Consider the following 14,006-nt stretch of genomic DNA (forward strand, 5'->3'; position numbering starts at 1 on the left):
GACCCCATGAACCGACTGCACCGTTTGCTCGCCCTGATCGGCGTCCTGGCCGCACTCACTGCCTGCATCAGCGCACCGCCCGCGCCGCCGCCGACCCCGGTGGACCCGACCACTCCGACCCAGCGGCTGTTGCTGATCGAACGCGAGGCCGGCGCAGACGACACCGAACTGTCGGTGCAGCCACTGCGCGACCCGCAGGTGGATGATTTGCGCGACACCGCCAAGAGCAAACGCCAGGCCGGCGATCTGGCCGGCGCCGCTGCGGCCCTGGATCAGGCGCTGGGCCTGGTGTCGGGCGACCCGGCGATTCTGCAGGAACGTGCCGAAGTGTCCGTGCTGCAGGCCGACTGGCCGGCGGCCGAACGCTTCGCCAAGCAGGCGATCGACCTGGGGTCCAGGACCGGGCCGTTGTGCCGTCGGCATTGGGCGACCATCGAGCAGTCGCGTCTGGCGCGTGGCGAAAAGGAAAACGCGGCCTCTGCCAAGGCGCAGATTGCCGGTTGCACCGTGCCAGGCGTGAAGCGGTACTGAGGCCGGCGATCGGAGCGACTGCGCACGCCGCAAGGCGGGCGGCGGTGGATGCCTGGTGTGGCCGTGTCGTCGCGCGCTTTGGATGCCCGAGCACGTCGCGGTCAAGCTGACGAGGTACTCCTGGCTGCGTGGTGCGGTTTCAGCAAGCACAAGCAGGGCGCCCTACGGTTGCTGGCGCAGCCGTAGGGATGTGCGCACAAGCCCAACCCAGGCAGCGTCATCGCGCACGCGCTAGGCTGTCGTGCTTCCTGCCCGCTTTTCGTTCGGTCCCATGTCCCAACTTGCCACTGCCAGCATCGAAGCGCTCAGCGAGGGCGGGGCGCTTGCGCGCCAGCTTGACGCGTTCGCGCCACGCGCTGCGCAGTTGCGGCTGACTGGAGCCATCGCCGAAGCGTTCGAACAACGCGACGTGCTGCTGGCAGAGGCCGGCACCGGCACCGGCAAGACTTACGCCTACCTGGTGCCGGCCCTGCTGTCCGGGCTCAAGACCATCGTCTCCACCGGCACGCGCGCGCTGCAGGATCAGCTGTTCCATCGCGACCTGCCGCGCGTGCGCGCAGCGCTGGGCGTGGGGCTGCGCAGTGCGTTGTTGAAGGGGCGCGCCAACTACCTGTGCAAGTACCGCACCCAGCAGGCGCGTGGCGAACCGCGCTTTGCCACGCCCGAACAGGTCTCGCAGTTCCAGCGCATCGTGGCCTGGAGCGGGCGCACCCAGTTCGGCGACATGGCCGAGCTGGAAGCCTTGCCCGACGACTCGCCGCTGCTGCCGATGGTGACCTCCACCGTCGACAACTGCCTGGGCACCGACTGCCCGTTCTACAGCGAATGCTTCGTGGTGCAGGCGCGCCAGCGTGCCCAGGCGGCCGATCTGGTGGTGGTCAATCACCACCTGCTGCTGGCCGATCTGGCGCTCAAACAGGAAGGTTTCGGCGAAATCCTGCCCGGTGCGCAGGCCTTCGTCATCGACGAGGCACATCAGTTGCCGGAACTGGCGGCCAATTTCTTCGGCGAAAGTTTCGGCATGCGGCCATGGCAGGAGCTGGCGCGCGACTGCATGGTCGAAGCGCGCCTGGTGGCCGGCGCGCAGGCCAGCCTGCAGGCACCGATCCTGGCGCTGGACGAAGCCTTGCGCAGCCTGCGTGCCGGCATGGAAGGGCTGCCGCCGCGCGGCACGCAATGGCGTGCGCTGGCCAAGCCGCAGGTGCGCGAAGGGTTCGACGCCGTGCTGTCGTCGCTGGCACGGTTGGGTGAATCCCTGCTGCCGTTGCGTGAGGCCTCACCGGGTTTCGACGGCTGCACGGCACGTGCGCAAGAAGCGTTGAACCGCCTGTCGCGCTGGCTCGGCGAAGACCTGCCGGTGGCCGATTTCGCGCAGGATCCGCCGGAAGAGGTGGTCGACAACGATGTGCTCTGGTACGAACTCAGCCCGCGCGGCTTCCGTTGCCAGCGCACGCCGCTGGATGTGTCCGGCCCGCTGCGCGAACACCGCGAAAAATCGCAGGCGGCCTGGGTATTCACCTCGGCCACGCTGGCGGTGGGCGGCGAGTTCGACCACATCGCGCAGCGGCTGGGCTTGAGCGATCCGGTGACATTGCTGCAACCCAGCCCCTTCGATTGGGCACGCCAGGCCTTGTGCTACCTGCCGCCGAACCTGCCCGATCCGGCCGCACGCGGGTTCGGCACTGCCTTGATCGGCGCGCTGACGCCGGTGCTGGAAGCCTCCAACGGCCGTGCGTTCTTGTTGTTCGCCTCGCACCGCGCGCTGCGTGAAGCCGCCGAAGCCCTGCGCGGCGCGCCGTGGCCGTTGTTCGTGCAGGGCGAGGCGCCGCGCGCGACCTTGCTGCAGCGCTTCCGCGATTCCGGCAATGGCGTGCTGCTGGGCTCGGCCAGTTTCCGCGAGGGCGTGGACGTGGTGGGCGATGCCTTGAGCGTGGTCGTGATCGACAAGCTGCCATTCGCCGCACCCGACGACCCGGTGTTCGAAGCGCGCCTGGATGCGATCCGTCGCGAGGGTGGCAACCCGTTCCGCGACGAGCAGTTGCCGCAGGCGGTGATCGCGCTCAAGCAGGGCGTGGGCCGGCTGATTCGCAGCGAAACCGACCGTGGTGTGCTGGTGCTGTGCGACCCGCGGCTGGTGAACAAGAGCTACGGCCGCACCTTCATGAAATCGCTGCCGCCGTTTGCGCGCACGCATGCCATTGCCGATGTGCAGGCGTTTTTCGCGCCGGAACCGGGGGCCCGGGACCGGGCACCCGGGTAAACGCGTGCGTACCGCTTCCGGCACCCGGGTGGGCGTCGTTGCCGGTTGGTTGGCAGGTGTGCAGCGGTTGTCATCCCAGGTCCGTGCCGGCCACTCGTATCGATCAGTTAAACTTTGCGCCCTCCCGGGTCCCCAGTCCCGGGTCCCCGGTCCCGGCTCCCCCCAATGAACGTCCTCGCCTTCGAGACATCCACCGAAGCCTGTTCCGTCGCCTTGCAGGTCGACGGGCGCGTGATCGAGCGCTTCGAACTGGCGCCGCGCCGCCACGCCGAACTGGCGCTACCGTGGGCCGAACAATTGCTGGCCGAGGCAGGCATCACCCGTCGCCAGCTCGATGCGATTGCGGTCGGCCGCGGCCCCGGCGCGTTCACCGGCGTGCGTCTGGCGATCGGCATTGCGCAGGGCATCGCGCTGGCGCTGGATCTGCCGGTGCTGGCCGTTTCCACGCTGCAGGTGCTGGCCTTGCGTGCGCCTGCCGAGGCGAGCCAGGTGCTGGCCTGCATCGATGCACGCATGGGCGAGGTCTATGCCGGGGTATTCGCGCGTAACGAGGATGGGTTGCTGGAACTTGCCCCGGAGCGCGTGTGCACGCCCGATGCGGTGGTCATGCCCGAGACGGCGCAGCGCGTGGCTGGGATGGGAACCGGATTTGCGGCCGCCGACGGACTGCTGCAGCAGCGCCTAGCCACACAACTGAGCAGCGTTGATGCCAGCGCCTTGCCGCATGCCGCCGATCTGCTCACGCTTGCGGTGCCCGCGCTGCAGCGGGGCGAAGGGCTGGCGCCAGAGCGCGTGGAACCGGCGTACCTGCGCGACAACGTTGCACTCACCCTGGTCGAGCAGCAGGCCGCCCGCGCAGCGAAGGCGGCCACCGCCGCGCCATGACACACGGCGATCTCGAACGCGCGCGGTTTCGCGGCTGTCTGCTCGGTCTGGCGGTCGGCGATGCGCTGGGCACCACGCTGGAATTCCAGGCGCCCGGCAGCTTCACGCTGATCGACGACATGCACGGCGGTGGTCCGTTCGCCCTGCGTGCAGGGCAGTGGACCGACGACACCTCGATGGCGCTGTGCCTGGCGCACAGCCTGCTGCATCGGCAAGGCTTCGACCCCGCCGACCAGATGAATCGCTATTGCAACTGGTATCAGCACGGCTACCTCAGCAGCACCGGCCACTGTTTCGATATCGGCAACACCGTCCGCCAGGCGCTGGAGCGCTATCTCGATGGCGGCCCCGCCTAGAGCGTGTCATCCACTTTGAGATGAGTGCGAAGCGGCCTGTGGCGCGTTGAAACAAGGCGTGCGCTGCGGCCCAGGCTGGCTGCCTGGGCAAAGCGCGCAACGCAGTATCGGCGCGCCACAGGCCACTTCCCGGAGGGTTGGCCGTCAGCGGCACGGAGCAGGCGCCGCGCGGCTTGCCTTGGCGGCCAGCCAAGCCGGCGCCACGCAACACCCGCTCCGCACCGCTGACGACCAACGCACCTCATCTCAAAGTGGATGACGTGCTCTAGCGGCAGCGCCGATCCGCGTGCGGCCGGCAATGGATCCCTGATGCGGTTGGCGCCGGTGGCGATGTACTACGCGCATCGCCCCGACGAGTTGGGCGATCGTGCCGCCGACAGCTCGCGCACCACCCATGCCGCCGCCGAGGCGCTGGACGCCTGCCGGTTGTTCGCGGCCCAGGTGCGGGCCGCCTTGCTCGGCGCAACGCGCGAGCAGGTGCTGCGCACGTCTTGCGACGGAATGGTCTCCCCGGCGGTGCATGTCCTGGCCGCGCGCGACCATTTCGCGGTGCGCCTCTGGCACGAATCTCATATCACATGCCAAGTTCTCCAGCACAGGCAGCGCTACCGGATCAGGGAGGTGGCCGACATGTTCGGCCAAGATCACGGCAGCCTCCATGCGTTCGGACTGCGCTAGCGTTCGCAGGCGTTCCACGTACATTGCGTAGGCACGCAGGCGCGGGCCGCGACCCTCACCGTCCCGATATGGGAGATTCCTGATCATGCGCAAGGCAACGCGCAGACGCGCGGCGCTATCAACGTAACCGACATCGGCAACTGGGTCGTAGTGCGGGTGCTCGGTGAGGAATGTCTGCATTCCTTCGCGGACGTCAGCGGCCATCTGCCGTGACGTTGCACCAAGTCGCGCCATGCTTCTTGTTGACAGTCGACTCACGACTTGTTAGCGCAGTTCGGGCGGCATTGCAGAGAGTCCGTCGAAGACCGCGGCTGGATTGTTTTGCGACGGCTGCGCATCGGGCAATGGTCCGCGTGGCGGCGTCCGGGACGTCGTCGGCGTCTCGTCGCTGCGGCTGGTAGATGCGGCAGCGTGCGGCAAACCGGCTCGGTTAATAGGCATCTTGAATCTCCTGAGCGTGGCGACAGCAGCGGTTCGATCTGGAGCGCCGCATACATCTTTCTATTAAGTGAGGAGGCGGCGTCGGGCGGCGCCGAAAATTGCGTTTGTCTACCCGAATGCGATACCGCAGACACACCGAAATCTCTGCGGAGCCTAGGAACGTCATTACGATGCGCGTGCCTGAGGCCTACGCGACCCTCAGGCACATCGACGCCTCACCTCTGAATCATAGTGCCTGTATGCATGCACAGGCCGGACATCAGCAGGCCAATGCGATGCCGCCCAGTGGCGTGTCCGAGTGCAGCATGGGACTGCTTACACCCTCGCCTACCAGAACCGCAAACCTGGCGCACGTTTGGAAATCAGCTTTTCAAGTATTTCATCGCACCAATTCCTGAATTCGACCGATCGTGGCAAGATGGTGTCAGCTCTCTCACGGATTGCGAGGAGCACCGACCGGTGCCTTGCCGGATCGAGAGATTTTGCCTGTTCTGACAATTGCCAAGCCGCCTCAAAGCGCTTTTCAATAGGTAATTGCGACAGTCCGTCGGTCAAACGCATCAGGACCGAGGCGGTGATTTCATGCGATGCCATACGTTCTTGCTTGGACATTCCATCGCAATAAAACTTGGAGCAGGCATTCACCAAGGACTGATGAGCATCAAGGCGCATCTGCGCAAAAGGCAGGTTAATCGACAACTCGGCAAGATGCGGCAACACATCTCGTCCGTTCATCGACGACGCAAGCTTTTTAGCAACTGCCTTGTAACTGTCCCTCAAATTCTCACCCTCCTTCAAAATGGCCTGGTGATAGAGAATCGCCACCGCGCGCGCGCGCGGCCCTGGTTGCTGTGCAGCCACTTCAACGATCACATTCATGCACTCCGGTAGTGGCAGGCGAGTCAGTGCCAGCACCAGCAAGCGCGCGTGAGGAGATAGCGCCCCCAGTCCCGTCTTCTCGGCCTGCTCCATCACCTCCGGCGCCACTTGGTCGTGGGCAGCCAGGGGACTTTGCAATACCGCACGTAACGCCGCCTCGCATTCGGGCAAATTAACGAGTGACTCGGCCAAGTACTCCAATGCACGCAACCCAGACTGCGCGGGAAGTGCGTTGATGTGCGCCAACAAGGTCGTGAACGCCCGACCGCGCTCGGACGCTGTCAGAGGCGCTCCGGGCTGCCCTCCGGGCAAGCGGCTCAATTGAAATATGAAGGGCTCCAGCACAGCCCGCCCTGCTTGCCCGGGAAGTTTGTCGCGATGCGCGAACAACGTCGTGAACGCTTCGCCACGCTCGGATTCCGGCAGGTTCCAGATGCAGTAAGCCAGATCGAAATATGCGCGCGCGCGCGCACTGCACCCCTCATCGCCCACAGACGGCAGGTGCTCCACCAGTTGCATGGCGGCATGCAAGCGCTCAAGACTTCTGACTTCACCGAAATCCGCGATTGGGTTGTAGTCGGGATTTGCCGCCAGGAACCCTTGCAATTTCTCCCGTGCCATCGCCGCTTTCTCAGGCGAGGCTGAGCCAAGGTTTTCCATGCGCTTGAGCCTCAATTTCCTATCACCCGTTTGACGCGCATCAGCACAGAGCGGTGCCATCACTCGGGCGATGTTGTGTATAGGAAATACACTATCGACGTCACTCGAATCGGCGATTGGGTTGCGGCGTGCGGCTGGTGCCTGCAGGGTGTGCGTACGTTCACCGATCTCAGCGGCCATCCGCCGCGAGGTTGATCCGAGCCGCGCCTTGCTTCTATGGTCCAATCGACCCACGATGTTCTGGCGAAGCGTGGGCGGCAGTGCGGAGAGTCTGTCAAAGACCGGGGACCGCTTGTTTTCTACGAAGTGCGGATTCGGCAATTGGGTGCTGGCCTGCGCCTGGGAAGGCTGCCCCTCCTCCGTGTGGCTGGTGGACGCCACAGCGTGCGATAGGCCTGTACTGGTAATCGGCATCTCGGGTCTCCTGAAGGTGCGCCGCGGGGCGGCAGCGGGTTGGATGTTTCGCTTAGCGTTCGCCAAAGCGAGGCCTGTCTGCAGGCACAGTCAGAAGGCGCGTTCGCCCACGCGAACACGACGGCATGCGTACCCAGGCTGCGTAAGCCGACATCTACAGGACGCCCTACGACGGGATCGACCCAGCCGTTGGGTTCTGCGGGACGCTGATGCTCTGGAAGCGATGGAATCAGCCCAATCGGCGATTTGCCTGTACGCAGATGCTGCTCACCGCGATCCTAGTCGCCCGGTTCGGCAATACGTCACCGCAACCTCGCGTACGGCTGCTCGCATCGACATCTACCAGAAACGCCAGCGACTCCAAAAACTCTGACCTGCCGCACGCTTTTCCGCAAGTTTGGAATCCACCTCTCCGAGTAATCGGTCGCAATGCGCTCTGAATTCGACGACTTGTGGTGTCACCGCTTCGGCTTGTTCACGGATAGCAACGATCACCGACCTGTCCCTTTCCAGGTCAAGGCGCGACGCTTGAAAGAGCAATGATGTAGCAGCCAACACGCGTTTGTCTGCTGGCTGTTGCGGCAATGCGCTGGCCAAACGCAGCAGCACCGCGACCGCGATTTCATTCTTTTTGGAGATGTCATCCTGCGATAATTCGCCGCAGGCATTCTGTAACCGCACATGGGTCGCGTAGCGCATCTGCGGATCGGGCAGGACAACCGACAAATCGGCTAGATGGGGCAACACCTCCCCGCAGCGGTGCCGGCAGTGCAGATTCGCGGCACCGGCTACGTGGTCGACGCGCTGTCGGCCGCACTGTGGTGCTTCGCCACCACCGACACATTCGCCGATGCGGTGTTGCGCGCGGCCAACCTGGGCGACGATGCCGACACCACCGCGGCGATCTGCGGCCAGCTTGCTGGCGCGTTCTACGGTGTCCAGGGCATTCCGGCCGCCTGGCGCGAACGCGTGCAGGATGCAGCCGAGATCATGGCGTTGGCCGACCGGTTGCACGCCGCGGCGCAGGTGGCCTGAGACACTGGCCGCCGCGGACCTGCCGCGCCGTCTGCTGCACGCAGCAGATGGCGCAATCGGCCATGTCGTCGCGCGGTCCAGGTTTGTGCGCCAGCCGATCGCAGGTCGTCATTGCCGGCTTGCTGCATGTGCGCGCCGCTATGGCGGGTTGCTGTCGCGCAGGCGTGCAAGAGCGTGACCAGGCTGCGCAGGAGTGCCCGCCTGGCGTCCACGCTCAAGCCGCTGGCATCACGGCACGAGGCGCGCGCGCCGCAGCGCCGCTGATCCTGCGCTTCTGTCTTCTTTCAGGCCTGCGCCGCTCGGCTGTGGTGCAGTGCATGGGGCAGTACACGCCTAGGGGGCTCAGCGATCGTCGTGCAGCTCGCCGCCGGGCAGGAACAGCCAGGTGCGCGTGACCTGCAGGATGTCCACGTCGTCCTTGGTCTTGGGCAGTGGCGGAAACGGCTGCGCCAGTTGCACCACGCGCAACGCGGCATCGTCCAGCAACGGAACCCCGCTGGAGACCAGCACGCGGCTGCTTTCCACGCTGCCGTCGCGGCGCACGCCCACGCTGATGACCACCTTGCCGCCCAGCCGGCGGCGGCGCGCGTCGTCCGGATAATTCAGGTTGCCCACGCGCTCGGCGCGGTCCACCCAGGCACGCAGATAGTTGGCGTATGCGTATTCGCGGGTACTGGCGGAGACGAACTTGCGGTTCGGGCGCTTGGCGTACTGCTCCGAGCGCAGATGCACTTCGGCGGCGAGCCGGGCCATTTCGGCATCGCGCTGGATGCGCTGCGCCTCGGCCGGGGTGAGCGGGTCGGTCTGCGGATTCGGCTGCGGCGTCGGCACGGCCTGCTCGCCACGACGGCTGGTCACCACGCGGGTTTGGGTGGGCTCGGGTGCGTTCACGCTGGTGGCGCGTTGCGCCTGTGGCGCCAGCCCGGTGCGGTCCTGCGGCACCACGCCCGGCTGGCTGTCCCGGGGGCGTTGCGCGGTGGCGTGATCGCCGCCGCCCTGCTGGTTGGCCTGGGCCAGGAAGTCGGCCTGCTTGGGCGTCAACGGCGTGCTGGTCTGGCTGAAGATCACATCCAGCGTCGGCACCAACGGTGCGTCCTCGCTGACCGCAAAGCCCACCCCCAGGATCAGCACGCCATGCAGCAGCAGCGAGATCACCAGCGTCATCATCAGCCGGCGACCGTCGTCCATCGGTGCCGGCAGGGCCGCGGCCGTGCTCATTGCGCGGTGCCGGCCTCGATCGCGTCGAACAGCAGCCCGGCGATGTTCAGGCCGAACTGCGCATCCAGCTCGCGCACGCAGGTGGGGCTGGTGACGTTGACCTCGGTCAGGTAATCGCCGATCACGTCCAGGCCGACGAAGCGCATGCCGCGCCGGCGCATTTCCGGGCCCACCTGCGCGGCGATCCAGCGGTCGCGTTCGGACAATGGCCGGCCTTCGCCGCGTCCGCCGGCGGCCAGGTTGCCGCGGAATTCGTCGCCCTGCGGAATCCGCGCCAGGCAGTAATCGACCGGCTCGCCGTCCACCAGCAGGATGCGCTTGTCGCCGGCCGTGATGTCGGGGATGAAGCGCTGCGCCAGGGTCAGCTTGCGGTTGCCGTCGGTCAGCGTTTCCAGGATCACGTTGAGGTTGGGGTCGCCGCTGCCGCTACGGAAGATCGAGCGTCCGCCCATGCCGTCCAGCGGCTTGAGTACCGCCTGGCCATGCTCCAGCACGAAGGCCTTGAGCGCGGCGGCATCGCGGCTGACCAGGGTCGGCGGGCAGCATTGCGGAAACAGCAGTGCGGCCAGCTTCTCGTTGTAGTCGCGCAGGCCCTGCGGGTCGTTGACGATCTGCGCGCCGGCGCGCTGCGCCATGCTCAGGACCTGGGTGTCGTAGACGAACTCCGCATCCACCGGCGGGTCCTTGCGCATCAGCACCACCTGGCCGGGCCCGAACGCCCGTTCGGCGAACTCGCCCAGCGTGAACCAGCCGGTCTTGTCCTCGCGCACGCTCAGCGGCGCCACCTGCGCCACCGCGCGCCCTTCGCGCAGGCTGAGCCCGCCGGGGCGCACGTAGTGCAGTCGGTGACCACGGCGCTGGGCTTCCAGCAACATGGCAAACGTAGTGTCTTTGGCGATCTTGATGGAGGCGATGGGATCCATCACCACAACGACGTCGAGCGACATGGGGCTAAACCTTTCGAACAAGCTGCCGATGGTAACTTCAAGCGATGGGCGATGGCGCGCCCGGTGGGTCGTAGTGCGCGACTTGCCGGCCGGGACGCACCCAGACGTGGTCGGAACGTCCGCCTGGCGGGGCCCCGGCAACGCACCCTTGACAGTCGATGCGGGTCTTGGGATATACATGCAGTTTCGTAGCGACGTCGGAAGGGATGAAGCGTCGCGCGCCCGGGGATATTTGCATGAGTGAAAACATTGCTGCGGGTGGGGAACTCGCAGGACTGAAGGTGATGGTGATCGATGATTCGAAAACCATTCGCCGCACCGCCGAAACGCTGCTGAAGCGGGAAGGTTGTGAAGTAGTGACAGCAACGGATGGTTTCGAGGCACTGGCCAAAATTGCGGACCAGCAACCTCAGATCATTTTCGTCGACATCATGATGCCGCGCCTGGATGGGTACCAGACGTGCGCGTTGATCAAGGGCAACCAGCTCTTCAAATCGACGCCGGTGATCATGTTGTCGTCCAAGGACGGCCTGTTCGACAAGGCTCGCGGCCGCATCGTCGGTTCCGAGCAATATCTGACCAAGCCGTTCACCCGTGAAGAACTACTGAGCGCGATCCGCACGTACGTCCACGCCTGACCAGGGGGAAAGGCAACATGGCTCGAATTATATTGATCGAGGACTCGCCCACCGACAGGGCAGTCTTCAGTCAATGGCTGGAAAAAGCAGGCCATACGGTCGTCGCCACCGATAATGCAGAAGAGGGGCTTGAGCTGGTTCGCAGCCAGGCGCCTGATCTTGTGTTGATGGATGTGGTGTTGCCCGGCATGAGCGGCTTCCAGGCAACCCGTGCTCTCGCACGCGACCAGGCAACCAAGGACATTCCCGTGCTGCTGGTCAGCACCAAGGGCATGGAAACCGACAGGGCCTGGGGTCTGCGACAAGGTGCCAGCGACTACATCGTCAAGCCGCCGCGCGAAGACGATCTGATCGCGCGCATCAGACAATTGGTGCGTTGATGCGCTCTCCATTCGACATTCTCGAAGACTACGAGCGTCGTAGTCTGGCGCACGCCACGCCGCTGCCGGAACGCCAGTTCTCGGCCGATATCTGGCGCGGCGTGGGGTATCGCGTCGGGACCCGGCGACTGGTCTCGGACTTCCGCGAAGTTGCGGAAATCGTGCCGATGCCGCCGGTCACTCCAGTGCCGGGCGCACAGCCCTGGCTGCTGGGCGTGGGCAACCTGCGCGGCAATCTGTTCCCGGTGATCGATCTGAAGCAGTTCCTGGAGGGCCGTCGCACGGTGCTGCAGGAAGGCCAGCGTGTGCTGATCATGCGTCAGAGCGGCGGCGACGTCGCGCTGACCATCGATGAGCTGTACGGCCAACGCAGCTTCGAGCAGGTCCAGGCGGTGGAACCCGGCGAGCTGGCGCAAGGCCGCTACGCCCATTTCATCGACCGTGCCTTCCGCAACGAGACGCAGGACTGGGGTGTGTTTTCCCTGGCGTTGCTGTCGCGCACTCCTGAATTCCGGCAGGCCGCGGCCTAATCCGCGACCCCGCCACGTCATACAGATCGAGGTCGAACCATGAGTACCGCCCCGGACGCCCGCAAGACCAACAAGCTCGGCAGCGTCAGCACCAGCTTCTGGCTTGGCTTGCTGGTGTTGTCGATGATCGTGTTTGGCGCCAATACCGGCGTCGCGACCTGGCAGGGCAGTCGTCTTGCCGGTGCCGGCACCGGCGCGGCCGACTTGCAGGTGCTCTCGCAGCAGCTGGCCAACCAGGGCCGCGAAGCGGTGTCCGGCGACGCCAAGGCGTTTGCCGCATTCAAGGAAACCAAGGGCCGTATCGACAGCACGGTCAGCGAACTGGATGGCCGTTACGGCCAGGAAAGCTCGATCGCCAGCTCGATGGCGCAACTCAAGGCGACCTGGGTACCGCTGAGCAAAAACGCCGATCAGGTCATCGCCAGCGAACCGGCGGTGCTCGGTCTGGCCGGCAACGCCGAACGCTTCTCCGGCAGCGTGCCGCAGCTGCAGGCGCAGTTGAACGAAGTGGTGCGCGCGATGACGGTCAGCGGCGCGCCTGCCTCGCAGATCTACAACACGCTGCAGCAGGTGGTGGTCGCCGGCACCATGGCACGCCGGGTCACGGAAATGCGCGCCGGTGGCGCCAATGCGGCCGCCTCGGGCGACGCACTGGCACGCGACTCGGTGGTGTTCACGCAGATGCTGGAAGGCCTGCGCACGGGCAACGAAGAACTCGGCATCGCCGCGGTGCGCAACCCGGCCGCGTTGTCGGCGCTGGAGCAGTCGCAGGCGCAGTGGACGACGATGAAGAAAGACGTCGACGCCATCCTCGCCAGCTCGCGCAACCTGTTCGCCGCACAGTCCTCGGCCGCCGCGCTGACGGCCGGCTCCGGCAAGATGCTCGAAGACAGCAAGAAGCTGTTCGATGCGTTTTCGGCGTTCGGTTCGGTACGCGACACGCGCCTGTTCCCGAACTTCTGGCTGGGCGTGGTGTCCGGCCTGGTCGCGCTGCTGGCGATCATCGGCTTCGTGTGGAGCTCGGTGCGCGTGCGGACCCGCGAGCAGGACGTGCGCTACCAGTCGCAGGTGGAATTCAACAGCCGCAACCAGCAGGCGATTATGCGATTGCTGGACGAAATCAGCTCGCTCGGTGAGGGCGACCTGACCGTGAAGGCCTCGGTGACCGAGGACATGACCGGCGCCATCGCGGACGCGATCAATTACGCCGTGGACGAACTGCGCCACCTGGTGACCACCATCAACGACACCTCCGCGAAGGTGGCCGTGTCGACCCAGGAAACCCAGGCCACGGCCATGCAACTGGCCGAAGCGGCCGGCCAGCAGGCCAACCAGATCACCACTGCCTCCGAGCGCATCAGCGAAATCGCGGCCAGCATCGAACAGGTGTCGCGCAACTCCACCGAGTCGGCCGAAGTGGCGCAGCGCTCGGTGGTCATCGCCGCCGAGGGTGCCGGCGTGGTGCGCGAGACGATTCAAGGCATGGACCAGATCCGCGACCAGATCCAGGAAACCTCCAAGCGCATCAAGCGGCTGGGCGAATCCTCCCAGGAGATCGGCTCGATCGTGGAACTGATCAACGACATTTCCGAGCAGACCAACATCCTGGCGCTCAACGCCGCGGTGCAGGCGGCGTCGGCCGGCGAAGCCGGTCGCGGTTTCGCTGTGGTGGCCGACGAAGTGCAGCGCCTGGCAGAACGCACCTCCAGTGCGACCCGACGCATCGAAGGTCTGGTGCAGACCATTCAGGCCGATACCAACGAAGCGGTCAGTTCGATGGAACAGACCACCTCTGAAGTGGTGTCCGGTGCGCGCCTGGCCGAAGACGCCGGCACCGCGCTGACCGAAATCGAGCGCGTGTCCAACGCCTTGAACAACCTGATCAAGAACATCTCCATCGCTGCGCACCAGCAGTCGGCCGCGGCGACGGATATCACACAGACCATGGGCGTGATCCGTCAGATCACCAGCCAGACATCGCAGGGTGCGGAGCAGACGGCCGAATCGATCGGCAACCTGGCTCAGCTCGCTGCCGATCTGCGCCGTTCGGTCGCCGACTTCAAGCTGCCGGCGTGACCACGACGCGGAACGGGAAAGGATCAGCAGATGGCGCGTAGTAGCGTTACGTCGATGCAGGAAGTGACCGGTTGCCGC

General features: G+C 65.5%; 11 protein-coding genes and 3 pseudogenes. 10 read left to right on the plus strand and 4 right to left on the minus strand.

Translation table 11 applies throughout. The features are described from left to right. Positions 1–6 precede the first annotated feature (6 nt). The 5 genes and pseudogenes from AC1POX_RS06605 to AC1POX_RS06625 all read left to right on the plus strand — a co-directional run. Positions 7–531, plus strand: coding sequence for a hypothetical protein (locus tag AC1POX_RS06605; RefSeq protein WP_008575203.1), 525 nt, complete (start codon positions 7–9; stop codon positions 529–531). Positions 532–802: 271 nt separating this feature from the next. Next, positions 803–2,791, plus strand: a complete 1,989-nt coding sequence (gene yoaA, locus AC1POX_RS06610; protein WP_029819988.1) for a DNA repair helicase YoaA — start codon at positions 803–805, stop codon at positions 2,789–2,791. A gap of 165 nt (positions 2,792–2,956) precedes the next feature. Continuing rightward, entirely contained in the window at positions 2,957–3,676 is a 720-nt protein-coding gene (tsaB, locus tag AC1POX_RS06615; protein ID WP_372356891.1) for a tRNA (adenosine(37)-N6)-threonylcarbamoyltransferase complex dimerization subunit type 1 TsaB, read from the plus strand. Beyond that, positions 3,673–4,029: pseudogene (locus tag AC1POX_RS06620) on the plus strand (ADP-ribosylglycohydrolase family protein); the annotation flags it as partial. The gene tsaB and the pseudogene AC1POX_RS06620, both read left to right, overlap by 4 nt. A 270-nt stretch (positions 4,030–4,299) precedes the next feature. Beyond that, a pseudogene (locus tag AC1POX_RS06625) lies at positions 4,300–4,584 on the plus strand (ADP-ribosylglycohydrolase family protein); the annotation flags it as partial. 894 nt (positions 4,585–5,478) lie between these two features. Here the strand turns inward: AC1POX_RS06625 and AC1POX_RS06630 are convergent. Together AC1POX_RS06630 and AC1POX_RS06635 are read right to left on the minus strand one after the other, a co-directional pair. After that, a complete protein-coding gene (locus tag AC1POX_RS06630; RefSeq protein WP_057680665.1) occupies positions 5,479–7,104 on the minus strand; it encodes a hypothetical protein in 1,626 nt (541 codons plus the stop codon). 339 nt (positions 7,105–7,443) lie between these two features. Continuing rightward, positions 7,444–7,803 (minus strand): hypothetical protein, encoded by a 360-nt coding sequence (locus tag AC1POX_RS06635; RefSeq protein ID WP_126952620.1) that lies wholly within the window; start codon positions 7,801–7,803, stop codon positions 7,444–7,446. Between the two features lie 54 nt (positions 7,804–7,857). On the opposite strand from AC1POX_RS06635, the pseudogene AC1POX_RS06640 reads away from it, so the two are divergent. Next, positions 7,858–8,139: pseudogene (locus tag AC1POX_RS06640) on the plus strand (ADP-ribosylglycohydrolase family protein); the annotation flags it as partial. Between the two features lie 342 nt (positions 8,140–8,481). Here AC1POX_RS06640 and tolA read toward each other — a convergent pair. After that, positions 8,482–9,357, minus strand: coding sequence for a cell envelope integrity protein TolA (gene tolA / locus AC1POX_RS06645; RefSeq protein WP_005913700.1), 876 nt, complete (start codon positions 9,355–9,357; stop codon positions 8,482–8,484). Further along, a complete protein-coding gene (gene gshB, locus AC1POX_RS06650; RefSeq protein WP_338334204.1) occupies positions 9,354–10,304 on the minus strand; it encodes a glutathione synthase in 951 nt (316 codons plus the stop codon). The genes tolA and gshB overlap by 4 nt, the downstream gene beginning before the upstream one ends. Before the next feature lie 236 nt (positions 10,305–10,540). On the opposite strand from gshB, the gene pilG reads away from it, so the two are divergent. The 4 genes from pilG to AC1POX_RS06670 are packed head-to-tail and all read left to right on the plus strand — an operon-like array spanning position 10,541 to position 13,928. After that, complete coding sequence (gene pilG / locus AC1POX_RS06655; RefSeq protein WP_005913706.1) at positions 10,541–10,942, plus strand: twitching motility response regulator PilG; 402 nt, start codon at positions 10,541–10,543, stop codon at positions 10,940–10,942. A 17-nt stretch (positions 10,943–10,959) separates the two neighbouring features. Next, positions 10,960–11,322 (plus strand): response regulator, encoded by a 363-nt coding sequence (locus tag AC1POX_RS06660; RefSeq protein ID WP_005913708.1) that lies wholly within the window; start codon positions 10,960–10,962, stop codon positions 11,320–11,322. Continuing rightward, positions 11,322–11,852 carry a chemotaxis protein CheW gene (locus AC1POX_RS06665; RefSeq protein ID WP_003482487.1) on the plus strand — a complete coding sequence of 177 codons (531 nt, stop codon included), beginning with the start codon at positions 11,322–11,324 and terminating at the stop codon, positions 11,850–11,852. The genes AC1POX_RS06660 and AC1POX_RS06665 overlap by 1 nt, the downstream gene beginning before the upstream one ends. A gap of 39 nt (positions 11,853–11,891) precedes the next feature. After that, positions 11,892–13,928: a methyl-accepting chemotaxis protein gene (locus tag AC1POX_RS06670; RefSeq protein WP_008575181.1), complete on the plus strand. Its 2,037-nt coding sequence runs from the start codon at positions 11,892–11,894 to the stop codon at positions 13,926–13,928. Positions 13,929–14,006 lie beyond the last annotated feature (78 nt).

Source organism: Xanthomonas sp. NCPPB 3442, from assembly GCF_056725145.1.